Source organism: Halomonas sp. DQ26W (genome assembly GCF_003339685.1).
Taxonomy (GTDB): Bacteria; Pseudomonadota; Gammaproteobacteria; order Pseudomonadales; family Halomonadaceae; genus Halomonas.
Map to the genome: position 1 here is coordinate 93,284 of NZ_QPKI01000003.1, position 24,312 is coordinate 117,595.

Annotated in this window: 22 protein-coding genes and 1 tRNA gene; 9 read left to right on the plus strand and 14 right to left on the minus strand. The window is 63.3% G+C overall.

What is annotated here, in order from left to right; translation table 11 throughout:
• The first annotated feature begins 72 nt into the window (after window positions 1-72).
• Complete coding sequence (gene purH, locus DU490_RS02405) at window positions 73-1,656, plus strand: bifunctional phosphoribosylaminoimidazolecarboxamide formyltransferase/IMP cyclohydrolase (protein WP_114572746.1); 1,584 nt, start codon at window positions 73-75, stop codon at window positions 1,654-1,656.
• A gap of 600 nt (window positions 1,657-2,256) precedes the next feature.
• Here purH and DU490_RS02410 read toward each other — a convergent pair.
• The 3 genes from DU490_RS02410 to folE form a co-directional block, all read right to left on the minus strand.
• Window positions 2,257-3,714 carry an NAD-dependent succinate-semialdehyde dehydrogenase gene (locus DU490_RS02410; protein WP_114572747.1) on the minus strand — a complete coding sequence of 486 codons (1,458 nt, stop codon included), beginning with the start codon at window positions 3,712-3,714 and terminating at the stop codon, window positions 2,257-2,259.
• 65 nt (window positions 3,715-3,779) lie between these two features.
• On the minus strand, window positions 3,780-4,100 hold the full coding sequence (locus DU490_RS02415; protein WP_114572748.1) for a DUF4190 domain-containing protein: 321 nt from the start codon (window positions 4,098-4,100) through the stop codon (window positions 3,780-3,782).
• A 91-nt stretch (window positions 4,101-4,191) separates the two neighbouring features.
• Window positions 4,192-4,749 carry a GTP cyclohydrolase I FolE gene (gene folE / locus DU490_RS02420; RefSeq protein WP_114572749.1) on the minus strand — a complete coding sequence of 186 codons (558 nt, stop codon included), beginning with the start codon at window positions 4,747-4,749 and terminating at the stop codon, window positions 4,192-4,194.
• Between the two features lie 264 nt (window positions 4,750-5,013).
• On the opposite strand from folE, the gene DU490_RS02425 reads away from it, so the two are divergent.
• Complete coding sequence (locus DU490_RS02425; RefSeq protein ID WP_114572750.1) at window positions 5,014-5,565, plus strand: hypothetical protein; 552 nt, start codon at window positions 5,014-5,016, stop codon at window positions 5,563-5,565.
• A gap of 98 nt (window positions 5,566-5,663) precedes the next feature.
• On the opposite strand, the gene DU490_RS02430 is transcribed toward DU490_RS02425, so the two are convergent.
• Window positions 5,664-6,647 carry a serine/threonine protein kinase gene (locus DU490_RS02430; RefSeq protein WP_114572751.1) on the minus strand — a complete coding sequence of 328 codons (984 nt, stop codon included), beginning with the start codon at window positions 6,645-6,647 and terminating at the stop codon, window positions 5,664-5,666.
• 45 nt (window positions 6,648-6,692) lie between these two features.
• Complete coding sequence (locus DU490_RS02435) at window positions 6,693-7,409, minus strand: ComF family protein (protein WP_258801159.1); 717 nt, start codon at window positions 7,407-7,409, stop codon at window positions 6,693-6,695.
• Between the two features lie 232 nt (window positions 7,410-7,641).
• Between DU490_RS02435 and bioB the strand changes: the two genes are divergently transcribed.
• From bioB to bioA, 7 genes are all read left to right on the plus strand, one after another.
• Entirely contained in the window at window positions 7,642-8,766 is a 1,125-nt protein-coding gene (gene bioB / locus DU490_RS02440; protein WP_114572753.1) for a biotin synthase BioB, read from the plus strand.
• Window positions 8,767-8,777: 11 nt separating this feature from the next.
• Window positions 8,778-9,938 carry an 8-amino-7-oxononanoate synthase gene (gene bioF / locus DU490_RS02445; protein WP_258801160.1) on the plus strand — a complete coding sequence of 387 codons (1,161 nt, stop codon included), beginning with the start codon at window positions 8,778-8,780 and terminating at the stop codon, window positions 9,936-9,938.
• Window positions 9,935-10,687, plus strand: a complete 753-nt coding sequence (locus DU490_RS02450) for an alpha/beta fold hydrolase (protein WP_114572755.1) — start codon at window positions 9,935-9,937, stop codon at window positions 10,685-10,687. The genes bioF and DU490_RS02450 overlap by 4 nt, the downstream gene beginning before the upstream one ends.
• Complete coding sequence (locus DU490_RS02455) at window positions 10,684-11,478, plus strand: methyltransferase domain-containing protein (protein WP_114572756.1); 795 nt, start codon at window positions 10,684-10,686, stop codon at window positions 11,476-11,478. Before DU490_RS02450 ends, DU490_RS02455 begins: the two co-directional genes overlap by 4 nt.
• Window positions 11,479-11,483: 5 nt before the next feature.
• A complete protein-coding gene (gene bioD / locus DU490_RS02460) occupies window positions 11,484-12,185 on the plus strand; it encodes a dethiobiotin synthase (protein WP_114572757.1) in 702 nt (233 codons plus the stop codon).
• A 44-nt stretch (window positions 12,186-12,229) separates the two neighbouring features.
• Window positions 12,230-12,314: transfer RNA gene (locus DU490_RS02465), tRNA-Leu, on the plus strand.
• Between the two features lie 150 nt (window positions 12,315-12,464).
• Window positions 12,465-13,727: an adenosylmethionine--8-amino-7-oxononanoate transaminase gene (gene bioA, locus DU490_RS02470; RefSeq protein ID WP_114572758.1), complete on the plus strand. Its 1,263-nt coding sequence runs from the start codon at window positions 12,465-12,467 to the stop codon at window positions 13,725-13,727.
• Window positions 13,728-13,796: 69 nt separating this feature from the next.
• Here bioA and lpxC read toward each other — a convergent pair whose 3' ends face one another.
• From lpxC to murD, 9 genes are all read right to left on the minus strand, one after another.
• Window positions 13,797-14,708: a UDP-3-O-acyl-N-acetylglucosamine deacetylase gene (gene lpxC / locus DU490_RS02475; RefSeq protein WP_114572759.1), complete on the minus strand. Its 912-nt coding sequence runs from the start codon at window positions 14,706-14,708 to the stop codon at window positions 13,797-13,799.
• A 112-nt stretch (window positions 14,709-14,820) separates the two neighbouring features.
• Window positions 14,821-15,990: a cell division protein FtsZ gene (ftsZ, locus tag DU490_RS02480; protein WP_114572760.1), complete on the minus strand. Its 1,170-nt coding sequence runs from the start codon at window positions 15,988-15,990 to the stop codon at window positions 14,821-14,823.
• Between the two features lie 33 nt (window positions 15,991-16,023).
• A complete protein-coding gene (gene ftsA / locus DU490_RS02485) occupies window positions 16,024-17,307 on the minus strand; it encodes a cell division protein FtsA (RefSeq protein WP_114572761.1) in 1,284 nt (427 codons plus the stop codon).
• Window positions 17,308-17,505: 198 nt separating this feature from the next.
• Window positions 17,506-18,231 carry a cell division protein FtsQ/DivIB gene (locus DU490_RS02490; protein ID WP_114572762.1) on the minus strand — a complete coding sequence of 242 codons (726 nt, stop codon included), beginning with the start codon at window positions 18,229-18,231 and terminating at the stop codon, window positions 17,506-17,508.
• Window positions 18,228-19,157 (minus strand): D-alanine--D-alanine ligase, encoded by a 930-nt coding sequence (locus tag DU490_RS02495; protein ID WP_114572763.1) that lies wholly within the window; start codon window positions 19,155-19,157, stop codon window positions 18,228-18,230. Before DU490_RS02495 ends, DU490_RS02490 begins: the two co-directional genes overlap by 4 nt.
• A complete protein-coding gene (gene murC / locus DU490_RS02500) occupies window positions 19,154-20,566 on the minus strand; it encodes a UDP-N-acetylmuramate--L-alanine ligase (RefSeq protein WP_114572839.1) in 1,413 nt (470 codons plus the stop codon). The genes DU490_RS02495 and murC overlap by 4 nt, the downstream gene beginning before the upstream one ends.
• A 58-nt stretch (window positions 20,567-20,624) precedes the next feature.
• The gene (gene murG, locus DU490_RS02505; RefSeq protein ID WP_404872827.1) at window positions 20,625-21,680 is read right to left on the minus strand and encodes an undecaprenyldiphospho-muramoylpentapeptide beta-N-acetylglucosaminyltransferase; all 1,056 of its coding nucleotides are present in this window, start codon (window positions 21,678-21,680) and stop codon (window positions 20,625-20,627) included.
• A gap of 29 nt (window positions 21,681-21,709) precedes the next feature.
• Window positions 21,710-22,930, minus strand: a complete 1,221-nt coding sequence (gene ftsW / locus DU490_RS02510; protein ID WP_114572765.1) for a putative lipid II flippase FtsW — start codon at window positions 22,928-22,930, stop codon at window positions 21,710-21,712.
• Window positions 22,927-24,306, minus strand: a complete 1,380-nt coding sequence (murD, locus tag DU490_RS02515; RefSeq protein WP_114572766.1) for a UDP-N-acetylmuramoyl-L-alanine--D-glutamate ligase — start codon at window positions 24,304-24,306, stop codon at window positions 22,927-22,929. Before murD ends, ftsW begins: the two co-directional genes overlap by 4 nt.
• Window positions 24,307-24,312 lie beyond the last annotated feature (6 nt).

Sequence of the window (24,312 nt, forward strand, 5' to 3'; positions counted from 1 at the left end):
TCCGCAGGCCCATGGACCCGGTCGTATACACCGCTTCAACCCGTTTTTTCATCACCAACATAGAGTCGCACCATGTCCGATATCCCCGCCTCCCGACCGGTTCGCCGCGCCCTGATCAGTGTTTCCGACAAGGGCGGCATCGTTGACTTCGCCCGGGGCCTAATTGAGCAAGGGGTCGAATTGCTCTCGACCGGCGGCACCTTTCGCCTGCTTGCCGAGAACGCTGTCGCCGTGACGGAAGTCTCTGAGCACACCAGCTTCCCCGAGATCATGGATGGACGAGTCAAGACACTGCACCCCAAGATCCATGGCGGCATCCTCGGCCGACGAGGCGAGGACGATGCGGTCATGGCAGAACATGACATCGCCCCCATCGACATGGTTGTGGTCAATCTTTATCCCTTTGCCCAGACCGTGGCCAAGCCTGGCTGCAGCCTGGAAGATGCTATCGAGAACATCGATATCGGCGGCCCCACCATGGTGCGCGCCTGCGCCAAGAACCACGCTTACACCACCATTGTGGTGGATACCGGCGACTACGATCGTGTGCTGGCCGAAATGACCAAGCAGCGGGGCACCATCAACGATGCCACCCGCTTCGACCTGGCCGTGAAGGCCTTCGAGCATACCGCTGGTTACGATGCCGCCATTGCCAATTACCTGGGAAGCCGAGTGCCCGGTGGTGAAGATGGCTTCCCGCGCACCTATAATCGCCAGTTCCACAAGAAGCAGTCCATGCGCTATGGCGAGAATCCGCACCAGAGTGCGGCCTTCTACGTGGAGGCCGATGCCCGCGAAGCCAGTGTGGCGACTGCCACCCAGCTACAAGGCAAGGCGCTCTCCTTCAACAACGTGGCCGACACGGACGCCGCCTTCGAGTGCGTCAAGGCCTTCACCGATACCGCCTGCGTGATAGTCAAGCATGCAAACCCCTGCGGCGTGGCGGTTGGCGCCAATGCCATCGAAGCCTACGACAAGGCCTTCGCTACCGACCCCACCAGCGCCTTTGGCGGGATCATTGCCTTCAATGTGCCGCTGGACGCCGACACGGCACGCGCCATCATCGACCGGCAGTTCGTCGAGGTGATCATCGCCCCCGGCGTCGAAGAGGCAGCCCTGCCGATCATCGCCGAGAAGCAGAACGTGCGCCTGCTCGACGTTGGCGACAGCTGGCCCGGCAAGCGCGAGCACGTCCACGACTTCAAGCGCGTGACGGGTGGGCTTCTGGTCCAGGATAGGGATCTGAGCATGGTCGGCCACGATGAGTTGACCGTCGTCAGCGAACGGGTGCCAAGCGAGCAGGAAATGCGCGACCTGGCCTTTGCCTGGAAAGTGGCCAAGTACGTCAAGTCCAATGCCATCGTCTACGCCAGGGCTGGCCAGACCATCGGTGTGGGTGCCGGCCAGATGAGCCGCGTCTACTCCGCCAGGATCGCCGGCATCAAGGCCTCCGACGAGGGGCTGACAGTGCCCGGCTCGGTCATGGCTAGCGATGCTTTCTTCCCTTTCCGGGACGGTATCGATGCCGCCGCTGCCGCCGGTATCACGGCGGTGATCCAGCCTGGCGGATCGATGCGCGACCAGGAGGTGATCGATGCCGCCAATGAGGCGGGCATTGCCATGGTGTTTACCGGCATGCGCCATTTTAAGCATTAAAAACGCTGGATCTCGGTCATGCGTTTTCTCAGCCGCATAATGGAAACCCCCATCGGTTTGAACCGATGGGGGTTTGCCTTGATTGCCGACGCGAGCGGCGCCGGGGACAGGCCGAAGCGGAGGTCCTTTTCCAGGATCTTCACACTTTGGCGTGAAATGGCAAGGGAAGTCATGGCCGCGCTGTAGGAGTATATTCAGATCACGACTGGAGGCCGAAGGACTCCCGGCGGCGTTACCGATGGTCGCGGTTATTGCCAGCGCGGCAGCCTCCGCCGGGCGCCTATCGGCGCCAGTCGCGATGGGAACCAGCGCTCCAACAAGGAGCGCCTGCGTCGCTATCGCCGATGCGACCTTCCGCAATGCAGCCTATGCAGAGCAGGTTCACGCCAAAATGCGATGAACCCTTTTCCAGGGGTGAGGAGTACTGCTCCGAACGGGCTGGCCATGGATGGCCAGCCCCGGCCCTGCAAGCGGAGCAGGATGCGAGAGCGAAGCAGGGAAAAGGTAGCGCCCATGGAAGGGTTCACAGCGCCTCCGCGTAGCGCCTGTCGCCGGTTCAGCCGCGGCTTGGAGCCGCTGACCTTGGCGGGGTTTTAACTGTCAGCCAAGATCGATGCAGAGGTACTTGGTCTCGAGAAACTCCTCCAGCCCCTGATGGCCGCCCTCGCGGCCGAGCCCGGACGCCTTGACACCGCCGAAGGGCGCGGCGGGGTTGGAGATGAGGCCGGTGTTGACGCCGACCATGCCATACTCAAGCGCATCGGCCACACGCCACACTCGACCCAGGTCACGGGAATAGAAATAGGACGCCAGCCCATACTGGGTATCATTGGCCATCCGCACGGCATCCTCTTCATCTTCGAAGGGGAAGACCGCGGCAAGGGGGCCGAAGGTCTCTTCGTGAGCCACCTTCATTTTATCGGTAGCGAAGCTGATCAGGGTGGGGGTGAAGTAATTCCCCCCAAGCGGATGCGGGTGCCCCCCCAGCAGCAGTTGTGCACCGTGATCCACGGCGTCATGCACGTGCTCGCTAACCTTGTCCACCGCCTTGTCATCGATCAGCGGCCCGATATTGACACCCGCTTCGGTGCCATCCCCCACCTTGAGCTCGCTGTTCATGGCAACCGCCAGCTTTTCGCAGAAGGCGTTGACCACACTGGACTGCACCAGGAAACGGTTGGTGCAGACGCAGGTCTGTCCGGCATTACGGAACTTGGCGGCCATGGCGCCTTCCACGGCGGCATCCAGATCGGCATCCTCGAAGACAATGAAGGGGGCATTGCCACCCAACTCCAGCGATATCTTCTGAATGTTCTGTGACGCCTGAGCCATCAGTTGGCACCCCACCTCGGTGGATCCGGTGAAGGTGATCTTGCGTACCACGGGTGATTCGGTCATGGCCGCCGCAATCTCGCTGGCCCGCCCGGGCACCACGTTGAATACGCCGCGGGGAACACCGGCCCGCTCGGCCAGCAACGCCAGCGCAGTGGCGGAGAACGGGGTCTGGCTGGCCGGCTTCACGACAATGGTACAGCCCGCGGCCAATGCCGCCCCGGCCTTGCGCGTGATCATCGCCGCAGGAAAGTTCCAAGGGGTGATCGCACCTACGACGCCCACCGCCTGCTTGGTCACCACGATGCGCTGATTGCTCTTGGCGGCGGGAATGGTTTCGCCATAGACGCGTCGCGCCTCTTCGGCGAACCAACGCAGAAAGCTTGCCGCATAGGCGATCTCACCGGCGGCTTCCTTGAGAGGCTTGCCCTGCTCATGGGTCATGATCATGGCCAGGTCCTCTTGATGCTCCAGCATCAGGTCATGCCATTTCATGAGGATATCGGCTCGTTCCTGGGCGGTGAGGCCCTTCCATCCGGGAAGCGCCGCCTCGGCGGCAGCGATTGCACGCTCCGTCTCGGCCCGTCCCAGACGCGGTACATTGCCAAAGGGCGCTCCGGTGGCGGGATTGACGACATCGATCTGCTCGCCGCTGTCGGCGGCGACCCAGCTGCCATCGATGTAGGCAAAGGGGCAGTAGAGCTGCGTTTCCTTCAAGGCTTCCATGTTCGTCTCCCGGCCGGCGAGCGGCCCTGTGGTCTAAATGTGTAAGCGTGTGATGCGAGGCTATGTCACTCCGTCGTCTCGACGCCCTGTTCCGGCACCATGTGCTGCTCGGCCCCTTCCTGAAGCGGGGGCTGGACCATGGCTGTCAGTATGGCAAGTATCAGCACCAGTGCGATGGCGATCCAGCAGAAAGCACGGCCGATATAGCGCTCAGGGTTGCCGCGAATCTGGCGCAGCCCCATGACCCCGAAGATGGCGGCGGCGATGTTCAGCAGGGGCATGCTGCCCGCAAGAAGAAGCGCGAAGATCGCCGTGACGATGGACGCCATGGCCCAGGGGGAATAGTGTCGGCGTAACGTGGAACGGGGGGCATTGTCACTGCGCAACGAAGCATCACTCCCTGTGAGTCCAGTCTAGATCCCCCCCATGCTACGCGCTCAGCACCCGCGCACCAAGTTCAGGCAGCATGAAGCGAGATCAGCGACTGTTGACGAGGGTCAGAAACTCCTGGCGAGTCGGCTGGTTTTCGCGAAAAGCCCCCAGCATCACCGATGAGGTCATGCTGGAATTCTGTTTTTCCACGCCTCGCATCATCATACAGAGATGCCGCGCCTCGACGACGACCGCCACCCCCCTGGCATCAGTGACCTGCTGGACCGCCTCGGCGATTTGGCGCGTCAGGTTTTCCTGGATCTGCATGCGTCGGGCAAACATGTCGACGATGCGTGCAAACTTGGAGAGTCCCAGCACCCTGCCATTGGGAAGATAGGCGATATGGCACTTGCCGATGAACGGCAGCAGGTGGTGCTCGCACATCGAATAGAGCTCGATGTCCTTGACCAGCACCATCTCGTCGGTTTCGGATTCGAAGACCGCCCCGTTGATGATTTCCTCCAGCGTCTGGGCATAGCCACGGTTGAGAAACTGCATGGCCTTGGCAGCCCGCTTGGGAGTGTCACGTAGTCCTTCTCGCTCCGGGTTTTCCCCCAATTCGAGAATAATCTGGCGATAGTGGTTGGCAAGTTCTTCGATCATGGTCAGGCCCTACGCTTACCGATGGCTTGGTGATGGCCGGCCATCACATAATCCACAAATAATATACAAAGAAACATTCTTGTATAATAAAAATTTGCTTGGAACGGTGATTCTATCGCAACCGCGCCCCGATCGCAGTCCATGCTTACATCGCTGCCGATCCCTGCGACATTCCTTTGCTACGGCCCCTCTGGCAGCTATGGTAGAATCGAATTTTTCGAATGCCTGCCCCCTATGCGCAGCCGTGTCTATCGAGAGCCTGACATGATCCATACTCCGATCCTCGCAGCCGCTGGCCTGTCCCTGCTGCTGCCCTTTGCCGCTTCTGCCGCCACCTTGTCGCTGCCCTCCGATTCCAGCGTCGCCGTTCAGGTTATCGACGAATTGACACTCGACGCTGACAAGCCGCGCCAGGACGACATTCTGCTCAAACCGGTCAGCGGCGATACCAGCACCTCTCACGAGCTGCCAGAGTACTGTGTCCTGGTAGGCGATGCCCGGCTGGACGATGAGCGGGTCCGCATTACCGCCAATTCACTGACCTGCATCGAGACAAAAGGCGCATACAGCGAGATATTCAGTGGCGAGATCTCGGCCGCCGCCTACGAGATGGACGGCAGCTACGGTATAGACGCCTGCGACGCCGGCCGCTGCGAGTTGACGCCGGAGCACGCATTCCAGCTCAAGCTAGCCAGCGCGCTGGATATCGAGCAGCAGGACAACCCGGCGGCTCGCATCAATGAACAACGCCGCCAGGCAAATGGCGCCGGTATTGCCAATCCCATACCCGCCGAGCGTCCCGACCCGGACCAGTAACCCTCTACCAGTAACCCTCTATCAGAACGTACGAACGCGCCCCCAGCCTTTAGGGCGCGTCTGCTTTATTCCGCCAATCGCTTCCCGCCGCTAACCGCTCAGGCCAGCCAGCGCGGCGCCTTTTCCAGCAACAGACGCTGCTGCTCGAGCATACGAATATGGCCGTCCCAATAGCCTGCATCGGCCAACCAGGGAAAGGCCGGCGGGAATGCGGGGTCCTCCCAGCGCGCCACCAGCCAGGCGCTGTGGCGCATAAGCCGAAAGGTCCTCAGCGGCTCGATCAGCGTCAGCTCATGCCGATCGAAGTCGCGGTGCTGCTCATAGCCCTCCATCACTTCGGACAGCTGCATCTGCCATTCAGCGTCGTGCTCCGCCGTAAGCAGCATCCAGAGGTCCTGTATGGCGGGTGCCGTCAGGCAGTCGTCGAAGTCCACCAGGGTAAAGCTCTCGTCGCGCCCGAGTACATTGCCGATGTGGCAGTCGCCATGCACGCGGATCGCCTTCTCCCCGGCCCAGGCATACGGCTGAAGGGCCTGGTGAAGGGCGGTGGAGATTCGCTCATAGGCCCGGCGTTGCTGACGCCCCAGCCAGCTGCTGCCGAGCACCCGCTCCATCGCTTCCAATACCATGGCATCCAGGTTCAAGGTGCAGCGGTGCTGAAACGAGGACCGCTCACCAACGGCATGCAGCGCACCGATGACTTCGCCCAAGGCAAACAGGTGAGCAGGCTTTTCCAGCTCGGGGGCCTGCCCCGACACCTGGGGAAAAAGGGCGAAGCGAAACCCCTGGTCATGGTGCAGTGAGCCGCCTGTCGCGTCCTGCCAGGGCGCTGACACTGCGACCCCGGCCTGCTCCAGCTCGATCAGGAAGTCATGCTCTTCCTGTATCTGAGCATCGGTCCAGCGCTCAGGCCGATAGAACTTGACCACCCAGCGCCGGCGCTCATCGTCATGCACCAGGAACACGCGATTCTCGTAGCTGTTCAGGGCAAAGGGTTCACCGGGCAGCCAAAGGCCCAGGGACTCCACCGCCGCCACGATTCGTGACGGTTCAAGCCGGGCAAAGGGGTGCGTCGACGCCATGCTGCCTCCGAAGTTCCAGTAAGGGACCAGTAACGGAGTAGCATGCTACCAGAGTTGCGAAAATGGCGTACGCGCCACCGCCCAGGCCTCCACCTCTTCGGCCCCGGCGCGGCGGCACGCCTGGGCCAGGGCATCCAGCGTCGCCCCGGTGGTCATGACATCGTCCAGCAGCGCCACTCTCCCGGATAACGAGGAAGTGACTTCGAAGCCATCCTTCAGGTTGCGCCGGCGTTCGCTGCGGTCGAGCCCCCGCTGGGAGGGGGTATCCTCCAGGCGCCTGGCCAGCCACAGCGGAACGCCGAGGCGCGGGGCCAGTCGCCGGGCCAGCCACTCGGCCTGGTTGAAACCCCGCTGCCTGGCCCGGTTCGGATGCAGCGGCACGGCGAGCAGTGCATCGGGGTGCGGGATGTCGGCCAGCCGGGTTTCGAGCATCGCCACCAGCACGCTGCCCGCCCGGGGCGAGGCCTGGAACTTGAAGCGCTGCATGAGGGACGCCACCTCGTCCTGGTAGCGCAGTGGCACCCAGGCCCGGTCGAAGCTCGGGGGGTGCTCCAGGCAACGCCCGCAGAGCCGCCCCGCCAGCGAACCAGACGGCTGCGGTTCGGCACAGCGGGGGCAGGCCGGGAGATTCCAGGGCAACGCCTCGAAGCAGGGCTGGCACCAGGGCTGCCCCGCCTGGCCGGGCGCCAGGCAGAAGGCACAGCGACCGGGCAGCACGCGTCTCAGGCCAGCGTCCAGAGCCGACAGCATCTGACGAGGCAAGAGCGTCCAGCGATGCCCTGTGACAGGCTCTCGTCTCCGTTTCGCTGTCGCCTTTCTTACCATGTTCGTTGCTCCCTGCTGTCCTGCCCCCCTATCTGGAGGGCTTTGCGCCTGTCTGTAGGGCTCTTCACGTCAACCTAACCTGTCCGAAGGGTTGACAGTAATGGCAATCTTAAGCAATCCTACCGTCAACCAATTATTTTCAACCGGTTGACCATAAGCGAGTCTGATCATGCCCTCAGCGCCCAACGCCCCCAGTCCCCCTGAGCAGACCCTAGCCGGAAATCTTGAGGTCCGCCACGACTGGTCCCTGGCCGAGATCGAGGCGCTGCTTGCCCTGCCCTTCAATGACCTGCTATTTCGGGCACAGCAGGTGCACCGCACCCATTTCGACCCTAACGCCGTGCAGGTTTCCACCCTGCTGTCGATCAAGACCGGCGCCTGCCCCGAGGACTGCAAGTATTGCCCCCAGTCGGGCCATTACAATACCGACCTCGACAAGGAAAAACTGCTGGAAATCGAGAAGGTGGTAGAGCAAGCCAAGGCGGCACGCGACGCGGGAGCGAGCCGCTTCTGCATGGGAGCGGCCTGGCGCAGCCCGCGGGAGAAGGATTTCGAGGTGGTGATGGAGATGGTGAGTCGGGTCAAGTCGCTGGGGCTAGAGACCTGCATGACCCTGGGCATGGTGGACAGCGACCAAGCGAAGCGCCTGGCCGGCGCCGGGCTCGACTACTATAACCACAACCTCGATACCTCCCCGGACTACTATGGCGAGATCATCACCACGCGCACCTATGGCGACCGGCTGGAGACCCTGGCGAGCGTGCGGGAAGCCGGCATGAAGGTCTGTTCCGGGGGGATTCTGGGCATGGGCGAAACGCCTCGTGACCGGGCCGCCCTGCTGCAGCAGTTGGTCCGTCTGGAGCCCCACCCCGAATCGGTACCCATCAACATGCTGGTCAAGGTGCCCGGCACGCCGCTGGAGGATGTCGAGGATCTCGACCCCATCGTCTTCATCCGCGCCATCGCCGTGGCCCGCATCCTGATGCCGAAAAGCCATGTGCGACTCTCCGCCGGGCGCGAACAGATGAGCGAATCCACCCAGGCACTGGCCTTCCTGGCCGGCGCCAACTCCATCTTCTACGGCGAGCGACTGCTGACCACCGCCAACCCCCAGGCGGAACGCGACCGCGCCCTGTTCGACAAGCTCGGCTTGCACCCCGAGCACGTTGAGAAAAGGGTCCGCGAGACCTGCACGGACGACACATGCCAGCGAGAGAATCTGGAGGCGGCCATGGCGCTCAAGTCCAGCCAGTCCAGGGCCGACACCCTCGCCTACGACGCCACCCTGGCCTGAGGCGCGACGTGATGCAGCAACCTAGCCACTGGTCCCGGCGGCTGGCTGCCCGGGCACAGGAGCGCAGGCTCCAGGGGCTCTGGCGCCAGCGAGTTACGCACGGGCCTGACAGCGGCATGCATGACTTCGCCGGCAACGACTATCTCGGCCTGGCCCGGGACCCACGCCTGGCCCAGGCCCAGGCCGAGGGCGCCAGCCGCTTCGGTGCCGGTGCCGGTGCTTCCCACCTGGTCAGTGGCCACCTCGGCGTCCATGAGGCCCTGGAGCAGCGCCTGGCCGAGCTTACCGGCCGGCCACGGGCGCTGCTCTTCTCCACCGGCTACATGGCCAACCTGGGCACCTTGCAGGCGCTCTGCGATGGCAATACCCACCTCTTCCAGGACCGCCTCAATCACGCCTCGCTGCTCGATGGCGCGCGCCTTGCCGGCGCCCGGTCGCGACGCTTCCACCACCGAGACCTGGATGACCTTGACCGCCTTCTTGCACCGGTGCCGTCCGACACCCTCAAGCTGGTGATCAGCGACGGCGTCTTCAGCATGGATGGCGACGTGGCCGATATCGAGGGCCTGGCCGCCGTCAGCGCCCGACACGATGCCTGGCTGATGATCGATGACGCCCATGGCCTGGGTGTCCTCGGCGACCGCGGGGAAGGGTGTGCAGGACGAGCCCAGGATGCCGCGCGGGTGCCGATCCTGGTCGGCACCCTGGGCAAGGCCCTGGGAACTGCCGGTGCCTTCGTCGCCGGCAGCCATGAACTGATCGACCATCTGATTCAGTTCGCTCGTCCCTATGTCTATACCACGGCCCAGCCGCCGGGGGTGGCCGCCGCCACTCTGCAGGCGCTGGACATTCTCGCTGCCGAACCCGAACGACGCACCCGGCTGCTGAGCCTGGTACGCTATTTTCGCCATGAGGCCGAGCGGCTCGGGCTGCCCCTTGCCCACTCCGACACGCCGATCCAGCCCCTGCTCCTTGGCGATAGCCTTCGCACCATGCACTGGGCCTCCGCACTGCAGGAAACCGGCTTTCTGGTGGGCGCCATTCGACCGCCCACCGTGCCGCCAGGCCAGGCGCGCCTGCGCATCACCCTCAGTGCGCGACATACCCACGACACCCTCGATGCCCTGCTGGAAACCCTGGCCGGCCTTCAGCAGGCGGAGCGCACGCCATGACGAAACTGGTACTGCTCTCCGGCTGGGGCATCGATGCCCGGATCTGGCAGCCCCTCGCCCCCTACTGGCCTGACGGCGTCAAAGTGACGACACCCGACTGGCCGGGCTATGCCGGTCAGGCGCTCGATGAAATGCTGGCCCCCGATGACCTGGCCGGCCTTGGTCACCGGATGGCGGCGGCGCTTCCTGCCGATGCGGTCTGGGTCGGCTGGTCGCTGGGTGGGTTGCTTGCCTGTGCACTGCTAGCGCACCTGCCTGCGCCACGCACTCTGCTCATGCTGGGAACGGGGTCCCGATTCTGCAACGCCGAGGGCGTTACCCCGCAGGAGCTGGCCACCTTCCGTCGTGCCTTTGCGCGCAACCCGGAAGCGACCTGGCAACACTTTCTGCGCTGGCAGATGCAGGGCGAACCCGATCCACGTACCGCACATCGGCGCCTGCTCAGCCTGATCGGCAGGCAGCCCAGCGCACCCCACTCGACACTGGCCGCAGGGCTCACCCAACTGGCCACGCTCGATGTCACCCATATGCTGGCGGCACCGCCCTGCAGCGTACTGCGCATGGCCGGCCAGCAGGACCCCCTGCTCTCACCCGCAACGCGGCACGCCGCCGACGTGACACTCAGTGCAACGGGGCACTGTCCGATGCTCACCCGTCCAGACCGGCTGGCAGACCACCTGGTAGATATCGCCCAGCGCGCTGGCGATGGCCGGAACGAAACCGCCGGCAGCAGGGAGGAGGTGTCATGACAGTGGCCGCTCAAGTCGTCATCACCCCTGTCGAGACCGAGACATGGCGCAGCCGGGTGGCCCACGCCTTTTCCCGCGCCGCTCCCCGCTATGCCATCTTGGCCGGAGCGCAGCTATCCATGGGCGAGGCGCTCTGGCGCCACCTGCCCTCGCATGCCACAGCCATCCTCGACCTCGGCTGCGGCCCAGGACACTGGAGCGCGCGCCTGGCCTCTCGCTACGGGCAGAATGCCCGGGTAACCGGCCTCGACCTGGCCCCCGGCATGCTCGCAAAGGCTCGCAACGACCATGGCGAATGCATCCGGTGGCTCCAGGCCGATGCCGGCGCGCTGCCGCTGGACGATGCGACGCAGGACCTCGTCTTCTCCAACCTGGCCATTCAGTGGTGCCCCGACCTGGATGTCGTGCTGCCGGAGATTCAGCGCGTACTGCGCCCAGGCGGCCGTGCCCTGATCAACACCCTGGGGCCGGGCACCCTGGGCGAAGTGGCCCATGCCTGGTCCTCCTCCGCCCTGCTCGGCTTCCGCTCCCGCGAGCACCACCTGATCGGTGCGCAACTGGCGGGCTTCGACGGCGTCCGGCTGGAGGAGAAAATCGAGCGTTTCTTCTATCCGGACCTGGCCGCGGTGATGGCATCCATCAAGGGGGTCGGCGCTCAGATGCCCCGCCCCGATGCTCGCCTCACCCGGGCCGACCTGGCTCGCGCCAAGCGCCGCTATGAGTCTCTTCGCGTGCCCCGGGGTCTGCCGGTGAGCTACACGCGGCTGACGCTGATTCTCGACAGGAAATGAGCACAATGCCTGCCTATTTCGTCACCGGAACCGACACCGATGCCGGCAAGACGCTGGCCACCGCCGGCCTGCTGGCCCTGGCTCGTCGCCAAGGCTTCACCACCCTGGGGCTGAAGCCTGTCGCCTCAGGCTGCCGACTCACCTCAGCAGGGCTGCGCAACGACGATGCCCTTGCCCTGCAATCGCGCAGCGAGCCGGCCGTGCCCTATGCCGTCGTCAACCCCTTCGCCTTCGCGCCCGCCATCGCCCCCCACCTGGCGGCGCGACGTGACGTCGGCGATGTGACCCTGTCGGCACTGACCAACCATGTCGAGCCACTTCTCATGAGTCCCCGCGACCTGACCCTGATCGAAGGCGCCGGAGGGTGGCGCGTCCCGCTCAATGACAGCGAGGACCTCTCCGGCCTGGCCGTGCGCCTCCAGCTCCCGGTGATCCTCGTCGTCGGCCTGAAGCTTGGCTGCATCAGCCATGCGCGACTGACGGCGGAGGCGATCCAAGCCGATGGCCTGCGCCTCGCCGGTTGGATAGGCAACCTGCTCGACGCCGACTTTGCCACCGATGCGACCCTCTATGAAGAGAACCTGGTCACCCTCGAGCGCACCCTCCCCGGGCCCTGTCTCGGCATAGTGCCACGCCTGGACGCCGTCGATGAGCAGAGGCGCCCCGAGTCCGCCGCTACCTGTCTCGTGCTGCCCAATGACGATTGACTTGCCGGCGCGCGTCCGTACAATGTGGACGCCTGCCCAACCCTGCGGATGTGGTGGAATTGGTAGACACGCCAGATTTAGGTTCTGGTGCCTTCGGGCGTGGGAGTTCAAGTCTCCCCATCCGCACCATTCCAATGTATTGATTTTCTTTATTTCTTCCCGCTTCGCAGCACGAGGCAATCCCTGTGTGTGCCTGTCATATTCGCAGCGCAGCGTGTTGCAAGCCTCGTCCTACCCTTGCTTCATCCCTGTCCGCCGCCACCCAACGGAGGCTCGCCTATGTCCCACGTTTGGCACCCCTACGCCCATCTCAAGACACAGTCACCGGCGCCGAAGGTAATCGGTGGCGAAGGCCCTCGGTTTACCCTGGAGGGCGGGGAAAGGCTACTCGACGCCACCTGCTCCTGGTGGTGCATGATCCATGGCTACGGCCACCCACGCCTAGTGGCCGCGATTCGCGAACAGGCCGGCGAGCTGTGCCATGTCATGCTAGGCGGGCTGAGCCATGAGCCTGCCGATCGCCTGGCTGACGAGCTCGTACGCGTGACCCCCGACGGTCTCAATCACGTCTTCTTCTCGGATAGCGGCTCGGTGGGCATGGAAGTGGCGATGAAGATGGCGGTGCAGTATCACCAGTTGAAGGGCAAACCCGGCAAGCACCGACTGCTCTCCCTGATGAAGGCCTACCATGGCGATACGGTAGGCTGCATGGCGGTCTGCGATCCCGAGGAAGGCATGCACTCCCTGTTCGCCGGCTACCTGCCCCAGCACCATTTCGCTCCCGCCCCCACGGCCCCCTTCGGTGCCGAACCGGCATCGGTCCAGGCCGATCTCGATCGCTTACAGGCCGTGCTGGAACGTCATCATCAGGAGATCGCTGCCCTGCTGATGGAGCCGTTACTGCAGGCGGCAGGTGGCCTGAACATGACCTCCCCCCATTACCTCCGGGGGGCTCAGGCGCTATGCGAAGCGTACGATGTGCTGCTGGTCTTCGACGAAGTAGCGACCGGCTTCGGCCGCACGGGCACGCTATTCGCCGCCGACCATGCCGGTATTACGCCGGATATCATGGTGCTCTCGAAGGGACTGACCGGCGGATACCTGGGCCATGCCGCAACGCTGGCCACGGACCGAGTGCATGACGCATTCATCGGTGACAGCCCCTATCATGCCTTCATGCATGGCCCCACCTTCATGGGCAACCCGCTGGCTTGCCGGGTCGCACTGGAGAGTCTCGCCATCTTCGAGGAGGAACGCTACCTGGAGCGGATAGCCTGCCTCAACCAGATCCTGCGCGAAGAACTGGTGATGGACACCCGGCTGAGCATGCACCCCCAGGTTGCCGACGTCCGCACCCTGGGAGCCACCGCCGTGATAGAGGTCGTGGATCCGGCTTCACTGAAAGGGGTAGCAGAATTCGCTCGCGATCAGGGAGTCTGGCTGCGTCCCTTCGGCCGCTGGCTATATACCATGCCGGCCTATATCACCTCGGAGACGGACATGCGCCATATCACAAGCGTCATGAAAGGGTGGTTCTCGTAAGACAAGAACGCCGCTCTCCTAGGGAGAGCGGCATCTGTCGTCAATCGTCTGCGGGAAACTTGCCGGATGTCAGGCCATGGCGGGCTGGGCGTAGGAGATCGGTGCCAGCTCGCGCTCGTCTTCAAATGTCACGATCTCGTAGGATTCGGGCTGTGCCAGCAAGGCACGACAGAGCTGGTTATTAAGCGCATGGCCCGACTTGATGCCGCGAAACTCACCGATCAAACTAAAGCCCAGCAAGTAGAGATCACCGATGGCGTCGAGTACCTTGTGCTTGACGAACTCATCTTCGTAGCGCAGGCCGCCTTCGTTGACGATGCGGTAGTCGTCGACCACGATGGCGTTGTCGAGACTACCGCCCAACGCCAGGTTATTGGCACGCAGGTACTCGAGATCGCGCATGAAACCGAAGGTACGTGCCCGGGACACCTCCTTGACGAAGGAGGTGGTGGAGAAGTCCACCACGGCGGTCTGCTTCTGGTCTTCGAACACCGGGTGATCGAATTCGATGGCAAACGACACCTTGAAACCCTGATGCGGCAAGAAGCGCGCCTCCTTGTCATCCTCCTGGACCAGCACCTCACGCTTGATTCGAATGAACTGCTTTGGCGCCTCCTGCTCGGCGATGCCCGCCGACTGGATCAGGAAGACGAAGGGGCCGGCGCTTCCATCCATGATCGGCACCTCAGGGGCGCTGACATCCACATAGGCATTATCGATGCCCAGGCCCGCCAGGGCCGACATGAGATGCTCCACAGTGGCGACCTTGACACCGTTCTGCGACAGCGCGGTACACAGCGTCGTGTCGGTAACCAGGGAGGCACTGGCTGGAATCTGGACCTCCGGGTCGAGGTCGGTACGCACAAACACGATACCGGTATTCACCGGTGCCGGACGCAGCGCCAGATAGACTTTCTTACCGGAATGGAGTCCAACGCCGGTGGCGCGGATGCTGTTTTGCAGGGTGCGTTGTCTGATCATGGGCAGTAGCCAGGCAGTTGTTAGTTATCAAACACTGTTCACTATAACACCGAACAGACGTTTCAACAAAAAGACATCTCCTGACCCTGCCTGATCGCGCAAACAGCCGCTATCAATCAGCTTGGCGGCGCAGGAAGGCCGGGATGTCGAGATAGTCATCCAGCTCCTGAGGGGTGCGGCGCTTCTCTGGCTGCGGCTTCGGAGCCTCCTGTGGCTCGGCCTTGGCAGCTGCACTCTGCTGGCGCATGGCCGGCTGAGCACGCTGGCGATAGTCGCTGCCCTCTGAACGCTTGGCACTCTCGCGGCCAGCCACTTTCTGCTGGCGTCCTTCGAGCCCGGCCGCCACGACGGTGACGCGCAGTTCATCTGTCATGTCCATGTCGATCGAGGTGCCCACCACGATGGTGGCATCCTGGGAGGCAAACTCCTGAACGGTCGCACCCACATCGTTGAATTCACCGATGGAAAGATCCGGCCCAGCAGTGATATTGACCAGTATACCGCGGGCGCCATGCAGATCGATGTCTTCTAGCAGCGGGCTGCGAATCGCCTTCTCGGCGGCCTCGCGGGCGCGGTTCTCGCCGGTGGCACCACCGGTGCCCATCATGGCCATGCCCATCTCGGACATCACGGTGCGTACGTCGGCGAAATCGACGTTGATGATACCGGGGCTGGTGATCAGCTCGGCAATGCCCTGAACGGCGCCCAGCAGCACATCGTTGGCGGCACTGAACGCGGTCAGCAGGCTGGCGTTCTTGCCCAGCACGGACAGCAGCTTCTCGTTGGGGATGGTGATCAGGGAGTCGACGTGCTCGGAGAGCTCCTTCATGCCCTCCTCGGCGACCCGCATACGCTTGGGGCCTTCGAAGGGAAAGGGTCGCGTGACCACCGCCACCGTGAGGATGCCCAGTTCCTTGGCCACCTGGGCAACCACCGGAGCACCGCCAGTGCCGGTGCCTCCACCCATGCCCGCAGTGATGAAGACCATGTCAGCACCGCGGATCAAGTCCGCGATGCGTTCACGATCCTCCATGGCGGCCTGGCGACCGACATCGGGATTGGCACCCGCTCCCAGGCCCTTGGTGATCTCGCCACCGAGCTGGAGCACGGTTTTAGCCGACACTCGCTTGAGCGCCTGAGCGTCGGTGTTGGCACAGATGAACTCCACGCCTTCGATGTTGCTCTCGACCATGTGGTTGACGGCATTGCCACCGCCACCGCCCACGCCGACGACCTTGATGACCGCACTGCTCGAGGGTGCGCTATCTACCAGTTCGAACATAAGCCCCGTCTCCTGGACCGCGCCGCGGCCCTGTCAGAAATTTCCTTTCAACCAGCCCCTGATTCTTGCCAGCGCCGGAATCCCTTCCACTACCCCACGCCGGGAGACGTCATCACGCCCAGGCTGTGCCGTGACCAGTCTGCCCTCGCGACCTCGCCCACTGCGCACCTCCTGAAGAGCGTAATGTAGCAAACCCACGCCGGTGGAATAAATCGGATTGCGGACCACATCGGCCAAGCCGCGCACGTTGAGCGGACAGGCGATACGCACCGGCATATGGAAGATTTCCTCAGCCAGTTCGACCACCCCCTCCATGCGCGACGTCCCGCCGGTCAGCACCACGCCAGCCGCCACCATATCCTCGAATCCGCTGCGACGCAGCTCGTCACGTATCAGGGTGAACAGCTCCTCGTAGCGAGGCTCGACCACCTCTGCCAATGCCTGGCGGGAGAGGTCCCTGGCCGGACGGTCGCCAACGCTGGGTACCTTGATCATTTCGTCGCTGGAAGCCAGCTGCGTCAAGGCGCAGGCGTACTTGACCTTGATCTCCTCAGCGTACTGGGTCGGTGTTCTCAACGCCATGGCGATATCGTTGGTGACCTGGTCGCCGGCGATGGGTATCACTGCCGTGTGGCGAATGGCCCCTTCGGTAAAAACGGCAATATCGGTGGTGCCACCTCCGATGTCCACCATGCAGACGCCCAACTCCCGTTCATCCTCGGTGAGTACCGCCATGCTCGAGGCGAGCTGCTCGAGGATGATGGCATCTACCTCGAGACCACAGCGGCGAACGCACTTGTCAATATTCTGGACCGCGTTGAGTGCCGCCGTCACCAAGTGGACACGAGCCTCGAGCCGAACGCCTGACATGCCCAGCGGCTCGCGAATACCGCCCTGGGTATCGATGGAAAATTCCTGGGGCAACACATGCAGGACTCGTTGCCCTTCCGATATTGCCCTTGCCCTTGCCGAGTCGATAACCCGATCGATGTCGGTTGACATGACTTCGCGATCTTTTATCGCGACGACGCCGTCCGAATTCATCGAGCTGATATGGCTGCCGGCAACGCCTACATAGACCGAATGAATATCGCAGCCGGCCATCAATTCGGCCTCTTCCACGGCACGTTGAATGGATTGCACCGTGGATTCGATATTGATCACGACGCCTTTCTTCATGCCGCGAGAGGGGTGTGAGCCGATGCCAGCAATCTCGATGCCGCCATCATCGGTTGGCTGCCCAACGATCGCCACCACCTTGGATGTTCCGATATCCAGTCCGACTACCATGTTAGATGAATTGGAAGTGACTGCCATGCGCCGGGGTATCTCCTAAAACTTGACACACTGGGAATTCCACTATTCTGCTTTAAATGGCCATTGCGCCCATTATAGGAACAACTAGCGTTAAACCACCAGTCCAATACGTAAAACTGCGCTCACCATACGGGTTATTTCTCACAAAAGGAACACCGGTTTCGTTAGAATCCTGTAGCCGAGGATTCAAAAAAGGACTCAGCCTGCATCGTCGTTATCCGTCTCTTCAATACCCGTTTCGCCGTGCCATGCCACCGCAACGCCATTGGGATAACGCAGATCGATATAACGTATATGCTCAGCCTGCTGCCCCAGCTGTCGTTGCCAGGCAGCGCCCAGACGAGCCAGGCGTGCTTCGCGATCGCTGCGCCCCAGCATCACCCAGACCCCATCATCGAGCTGCAGCCGCCAGGCGCCGCGCGGCTCGAGCCTGAGTTGGGTGATGGTTAATCCAAGAGTGTCGAAGCGTGGCACCAGGCGGTCATGGTAAGCCAGCACTTCGGCCCCGCTGCCGACGGGACCGGCAAGATCGGGCAAGCCGGAAGGAGGTAGTACCGGTGCAAATGCGAAAGGCTCGCCTTCAGGATTGAGCAGATAGACATCGTTCCAGCGGGCCACCGGTACTTGTTCGACCAGTTCGAAGGCCAGCGCATATGGCCACTCCCGTGCCACGCGAACTTCCGCCAGCCAAGCCACCGACCGCGCTCGCCTGCGCAGTGCCGGCAGATCCGCCGACAGCCAGGTCTCTCCCTGGACCAGAGGCGCCAGCTGAGAGCGAAGGTAATCGGCGTTGACATGGCTGAGATCGCCACGAATCGAAACTCGCTCGATGGGACGGTCAAGCCATGTCCAGAGCGCGCGCCCGCCGGCCCCGAGGAGGATCAGTAGCAGCAGCAGCCCCGTCAGCGAGCCGCGCTTGCTCATGTCAGCCCGGACGGTAGCGTGGCGGCAAGGATGCGACACACCAGCGTATCGAAATCGATACCCGCGTAGGCGGCCGCCTGCGGCACCAGGCTATGATCGGTCATGCCCGGCGAGGTATTGACCTCGATCAACCAGAACCGCCCCTCTCCATCGCGCATGACATCGACTCGCCCCCAGTCTTCCCCGCCGACGGCATCAAAGGCCTGGCGGCAGAGCTCACCCAACTCTGCCTCCTCGTGAGCCTCCAATCCGCATGGCAGGTGATAGAGCGTATCGTTGGAGACATATTTGGCGTCATAGTCGTAGAGGCCGCCGGGTACCTCGACGCGAATGGCGGGGAGTACCGCTTCACCCAGCAACGATACCGTGTACTCATCGCCTTCGATGAAGCGCTCGGCCATCACCCGTGTATCGTAGCGGGCGGCATCGCGGTAGGCGTTAACCAGCGCCTCTCGACTGTCGACGATACTGATGCCCAACGTCGAACCCTCATGAACCGGCTTGACGACCAGCGGCAGGCCCAGGCGGGCCATTACGTCGTCCCAGTCGGCATCCGGCACGAGCATCAGCGACTCCGGTGTCGGCAGGCCCACCGACTGCCATATCTGCTTCGTCAACCGCTTGTCCATCCCCAGGGCAGAGGCCAGCACGCCGCTACCAGTATAGGGAATGCGCAGCAGTTCCAGTGCACCCTGGAAGGTGCCGTCCTCGCCACCACGCCCATGCAGGGCAATGAAGACGCGATCGGGGGCAAGCGCTTCGAGTCCGACAAGCCCGCCATTCGCGGGATCATAACCGATGACGTCGACGCCGCTGCGCTCCAGCGCCCTCAGCACCGCCGCCCCGCTGTTGAGCGACACTTCACGCTCGGCGGAGTCGCCACCATACAGCACCACCACTCGCCCAAAGTCTCTAGCCGCAATCATAGCGACACCTCATCGAGATTGAGCCCACTCTCGGCAAGCCCCAGGGCAATGCCACCCACGTCGCCAGCACCCTGGGTGATCAGGATATCTCCCGTGCGCAGCACTCTGGCCAGCAGGCCGGGCAGCTCAGACTTGTGCTGCACGAATATCGGATCGAGCCCTCCCCGCTGGCGAATGGAGCCCGCCAGTGTCCGGCCATCGGCGCCAGGAATCGGTGCCTCGCCGGCACTGTAGACGTCAAGCAGAAGCAGCGTATCGACCGCACCGAGCACCCTCACGAAGTCCTCGTAGAGGTCCCGGGTGCGGGTGTAGCGATGAGGCTGATAGACCATCACCAGCCGGCGCTTGGGCCAGCCGGCGCGAACCGCGCGAATGACCATCTCCACTTCCCGCGGGTGGTGACCGTAGTCGTCCACCAGCATGACTTCGCCCTCACCATCGGGCGGCGGGAAGTGGCCATGGACCTGGAAGCGACGTCCCACTCCGGCAAAACCGGCCAGGCCACTCAGGATGGCGGCATCTTCGACGCCGGCATCGGTGGCCACGACGATTGCCGCCAAGGCATTCAGAGCATTGTGGCGCCCCGGCATCGCCAAACGCACCTCCAGCGGTGCGAATCCATCGGGACGCAGTGCGGTGAAGCAGACATCGCCGCCCTGCTGGACGAAATCCACGATGTGATAATCGGCATCCTCACTGAAACCGTAGGTCACGAACTGCCGTTGGACTCGCTCCAGCAGACCGCGTACGTGCTCATCGTCAATGCACAGAATGGCCAGTCCATAAAAGGGCAGGTTGTGAAGAAACTCGATGAAGGTGTTCTTGAGACGCTCGAAGTCGCCTCCGTAGGTGCTCATATGGTCGGCGTCGATATTGGTGACGATCGACACCATGGGCTGAAGGTGGAGAAAAGAAGCATCGGATTCGTCCGCCTCGGCAACTAGATAGTCTCCCTCACCCAGCTGGGCGTTGGTGCCGGCGCTGGTCAGACGTCCGCCGATGACGAAGGTTGGGTCCAGTCCCCCTTCACCCAGTAGCGTTGCCGTGAGGCTGGTGGTGGTAGTCTTGCCATGGGTTCCGGCAACCGCGATGCCGTGTCGAAAGCGCATCAGTTCGGCCAGCATCTCAGCTCGGCGCACCACCGGCAGACGATGCTCATGCGCCCAGAGTATCTCTGGGTTGGACGCGTCCACGGCGGTGGAGACCACCACCACGTCGGCGCTCATCACATTCTCCGCGGCGTGACCAATGGCGACCTGGATACCCATCCCCCGCAGCCTTTCGACGACTGGAGAGGCCTTGAGGTCGCTGCCGCTGACCCGGTAGCCCTGATTGGCGAGTACTTCGGCGATGCCGCACATGCCGGCGCCACCGATGCCCACGAAATGGATGCGCCGGATACGGCGCATGCCCAGCCCTCGCCCATGGCGGGGCAAGGTTGCCTGGCCGGGAACCGGCCTCAGGGTGCTATCGCTCAAGAGCTGTCTCCATGCAGCCGGCCACAAGTCGCTCGACGGCGTCGAGGTGCGCGCACGCCCGTGCGCGCTGCGCCATGGTGGCCAGGGTATCGGGTTGCAGCAGTGTCGTCAGGCGCTCGGCAAGAGACACTGCCGTCATATCGTGTTGCGGCAGCAATTCGGCCGCCCCCGCCGCAACCAGAGCGCGTGCATTGGCAGTCTGGTGGTCATCGACTGCATGGGGCAAGGGCACAAACAGCGCAGGCTTGGCGGCGGCGGCCAGCTCGGAGACGGTCAGTGCCCCGGCACGACACACTACCAGGTCGGCCCAGCCGTATGCCGCCGACATGTCATCGATGAAGTCGACCACCTCGGCCTCAACCCCTTGCGCGGCATAGGCCTCTCGGGTCGCTTCCTCCTTGTCCCGGCCGGCCTGATGCCGAACCGCGGGCCGCAACGTTTTCAGCAGCCGGGCAAGCCCTTCGGGCACGCGTTGGTTCAATGCCAGCGCCCCCAGCGAACCGCCGACCACCAGCAGCCGCAGTGGGCGGCCAGTCATCGTTTTGCTGTCCCGCGGGGCCTCTCCCAGGGCAGCGATATCCCCACGCACTGGGTTGCCAATCACCTCAGCACGTCCAGTAAAGGCGTGATCGAAGGCGGCATAAACCCGCTTCGCCAGGCGTGCCAGGGTCCGGTTGGTCAGCCCTGCCACAGCGTTCTGCTCATGGATCACCAACGGCCGCCGCATCAACCAGGCGGCAAGCCCGCCCGGACCGCTGGCAAAGCCGCCAAGCCCCACCACCAGTTGCGGATCGAGAGCTCTCAGAATACCGGCGGCCTGCCATATGGCACGGGTCAGGTTTAATGGCGCCAGCAGCCAGCCGACCAGGCCATTGCCGCGCAGCCCGGCCACTGAAACATGGTTGAGCGGAATACCGGCGGCAGGTACCAGGCGGTTCTCGATGCCGTGCGGGCTGCCCAACCAGTGGATCTCCATCCCCTGTGCCTGAAGCCCTCTGGCCAGCGACAGGGCGGGGATGACATGCCCACCTGTACCACCCGCCATGATCACTACGCGCCGTGCCTTTGCCTCGCTCACTTGCCGACTCCTTGTACTTCGGGTGCCCGGCGCCCGGCCGTGGCCTCACGCCGAGCGACGGGGTTCGCTCTTCGCCGTGCCAGACGAGTTTCGATATCGGCGCGCAGCAGTAGCGCCATCATAATCGCGCTGATCAACAGGCTCGAGCCACCGTAGCTCAATAGAGGGAGGGTCAAGCCCTTGGTGGGCAACATGCCGGTACTGACGGCAATATTGATGAAGGCCTGGGCACCGACCACCAGGGCAATGCCGTAGCTGAGATAGGCCGCATAGGCGAGCCCGGCCAGTTCGGCGCGGCGCCCAACCGCCATGGCTCGGAAGATTAACAGAGCAAAGAGGCCTACCACACCGATCGCACCGAACAGCCCCAATTCCTCGGCCAGCACGGCAAAGACAAAATCGGTATGGGCCTCCGGCAGGTAGAAGAGTTTCTGCACACTATTGCCCAACCCCATGCCCAACCAGTGTCCACGGCCATAGGCGATCAGTGCCTGGGTCAACTGGTAGCCGCTAGCGAACTGGTCCGCCCAGGGATCGGAAAAACTGGTCAGTCGAGCCAGGCGATAAGGCTCGGCGATGGCGACGTAAAAACCCAGCACCCCGACACCGCCAAGTATCAGCACAAAGCGAAGCCAGGGCGCCCCTGCCATCAGCAGCATGCCCATTACGCAGCCGGTCATGACGACCATGGCGCCATAGTCGGGCTCGAGAATCAGCAGCACGGCGATGACCCCCATCACCAGCAACGGACGCAGGAAGGCACCCCACTGACGCCGCACCTGTGGCAGGAATCGTTCCAGGTACCCGGCCAGGTAGGCAATCAGACAGAGCTTGGCGACTTCCGACACCTGCAGGTTGAAGGGTATCCCGGGCATGGAGAGCCAGCGTCGGCTACCGTTGACCTCTCGCCCGACGAACAGTACCAGCACCAGCAGCACAATGCTGACCAGCAACAGCAGAGGGCCGTTGGCACGCCACCAGGCCAGCGGAGTGCGTAGCGTAAGACCTGCCGCCACCAGGGCCAAGATTACGAACAGCGCATGGCGTTGACTGAAATACCAAGGGTTTCCCGTCAGCCCGGCGGCCACTTCCGTGGAAGCCGATGTCACCATCACCCAGCCGATAAGCATCAGCGCAACGGAGGCAAACACCAACCAGCCGTCAAAGGGCTGATGCTGGGTAGAGAGACGCTGACGCAGCCTGGCAAGGCGAGTCACGATGCCCTCCCTTTCGCAAGACGTCGAACCCAGCGGCGGAACACCTCACCGCGCTCCTGGTAGTTGGCAAATTGATCGAGACTGGCGCAAGCTGGCGAGAGCAGCACGCAGTCTCCTGGTTCGGCGATAGCCTGTGCCCGGGCCATGCCCTCCTCGAGGTCATCGACCAGGCTCACGCTAACAGCGCTGCCAAGCGCCTTTTCTAGGCGTTCGGCGTCCAGGCCGAAGAGAATCGCTTCACGGCCATACCGGGCAAGGGGTTCGGCCAGAGGATGAAAGTCGGCCCCTTTACCCATGCCGCCGGCAAGCAGGATAAGCCGGCCGTCCAGGGTCGGCCCCAGCCCTGCTATGGCAGCAAGAGCAGCACCGACATTGGTGCCCTTGGAGTCGTTGATCCAGCGCACGCCACCAACCTCGGCGATGACCTCCCCGCGGTGCGGGAGCCCGGTAAAGCGTCGCAACACACGGCACATGGCCGCCATCGGGAATTCCAGGCGATGCCCCATGGCCAGGGCGGCCAACGCATTGGCATGATTGTGCCGGCCTGCCAGCCGCATCTCGCGCACCGGCATCAGCGGTGTGTCGCCGTGCATCAGCCAGTCACCGCCCTCATGACGAGCGACACCCCATTCATCCTTCTCCGGCGCTCGGGTGGTGAAGCAGTCCTGGGCAGGCAGGCGCTCCAGCGGCCGGGTCATAGCGTCATCGGCATTGATAACTCCGTGCCGTGCGCCACGGAAGATATTCAGCTTGGCGGCACGATAGTTCGCCATGTCGCCATGCCGGTCAAGATGATCTTCCGAGAGATTGAGAAAGGCCGTGGTCTCGGCCCCCAATCGCGGCGTGGTCTCCAACTGAAAGCTGGAAAGTTCGAGCACGTAGCAATCGGCATTCGGCTCGTCATCGAGCAGGTCCAGTGCTGGCGTACCCAGGTTGCCGCCCACCGCCACGCGCCGGCCCGACTCCCGGGCCATCTCGCCAAGCAGGGTGGTGACAGTAGACTTGGCATTGGAGCCGGTGATGGCAGCGATCGGCGCACGACAGACACGCACGAAGAGCGCAATCTCGCCGATCACCAGGGGCTCGCCGGTAGCGTCACGCATCCGTCCGGCAAGTTCGGCGAGCCCCGGCGTGCAGGGATCCACTCCAGGGCTGAGTATTACCTCCTCCACCTCGCTCAGGTCCAGCGACGTCAGCGGCCCACAGTGAATCTCGACCCCTGGATGCGCCGCATGGAAGTCGTCGACACCGGGCGGTACCGCACGGGTATCGGCCACCATGTAGGGCACGCCCTGCCGCGACAGGTGCCGACATATGGCGTGACCGGATATGCCGAGCCCAACGACCAGGGCCGTGCCCTTGGGCACTTTTTGCATGCTCGC

Bases quoted from the DNA above. Each gene is read 5' to 3' on its own strand.
- ftsA (WP_114572761.1), bottom strand. From the start codon at position 17,307: ATGGCAGTCACTTCCAATTCATCTAACATGGTAGTCGGACTGGATATC.
- DU490_RS02410 (WP_114572747.1), bottom strand. From the start codon at position 3,714: ATGGAAGCCTTGAAGGAAACGCAGCTCTACTGCCCCTTTGCCTACATC.
- folE (WP_114572749.1), bottom strand. From the start codon at position 4,749: ATGATCGAAGAACTTGCCAACCACTATCGCCAGATTATTCTCGAATTG.
- DU490_RS02455 (WP_114572756.1), top strand. From the start codon at position 10,684: ATGACAGTGGCCGCTCAAGTCGTCATCACCCCTGTCGAGACCGAGACA.
- DU490_RS02495 (WP_114572763.1), bottom strand. From the start codon at position 19,157: ATGATTGCGGCTAGAGACTTTGGGCGAGTGGTGGTGCTGTATGGTGGC.
- murG (WP_404872827.1), bottom strand. From the start codon at position 21,680: ATGGCGGGTGGTACAGGTGGGCATGTCATCCCCGCCCTGTCGCTGGCC.
- bioF (WP_258801160.1), top strand. From the start codon at position 8,778: ATGCAGCAACCTAGCCACTGGTCCCGGCGGCTGGCTGCCCGGGCACAG.
- DU490_RS02490 (WP_114572762.1), bottom strand. From the start codon at position 18,231: ATGAGCAAGCGCGGCTCGCTGACGGGGCTGCTGCTGCTACTGATCCTC.
- purH (WP_114572746.1), top strand. From the start codon at position 73: ATGTCCGATATCCCCGCCTCCCGACCGGTTCGCCGCGCCCTGATCAGT.
- DU490_RS02430 (WP_114572751.1), bottom strand. From the start codon at position 6,647: ATGGCGTCGACGCACCCCTTTGCCCGGCTTGAACCGTCACGAATCGTG.
- DU490_RS02425 (WP_114572750.1), top strand. From the start codon at position 5,014: ATGATCCATACTCCGATCCTCGCAGCCGCTGGCCTGTCCCTGCTGCTG.
- DU490_RS02450 (WP_114572755.1), top strand. From the start codon at position 9,935: ATGACGAAACTGGTACTGCTCTCCGGCTGGGGCATCGATGCCCGGATC.
- murD (WP_114572766.1), bottom strand. From the start codon at position 24,306: ATGCAAAAAGTGCCCAAGGGCACGGCCCTGGTCGTTGGGCTCGGCATA.
- lpxC (WP_114572759.1), bottom strand. From the start codon at position 14,708: ATGATCAGACAACGCACCCTGCAAAACAGCATCCGCGCCACCGGCGTT.
- murC (WP_114572839.1), bottom strand. From the start codon at position 20,566: ATGCGCCGTATCCGGCGCATCCATTTCGTGGGCATCGGTGGCGCCGGC.
- bioD (WP_114572757.1), top strand. From the start codon at position 11,484: ATGCCTGCCTATTTCGTCACCGGAACCGACACCGATGCCGGCAAGACG.
- bioA (WP_114572758.1), top strand. From the start codon at position 12,465: ATGTCCCACGTTTGGCACCCCTACGCCCATCTCAAGACACAGTCACCG.
- bioB (WP_114572753.1), top strand. From the start codon at position 7,642: ATGCCCTCAGCGCCCAACGCCCCCAGTCCCCCTGAGCAGACCCTAGCC.
- ftsZ (WP_114572760.1), bottom strand. From the start codon at position 15,990: ATGTTCGAACTGGTAGATAGCGCACCCTCGAGCAGTGCGGTCATCAAG.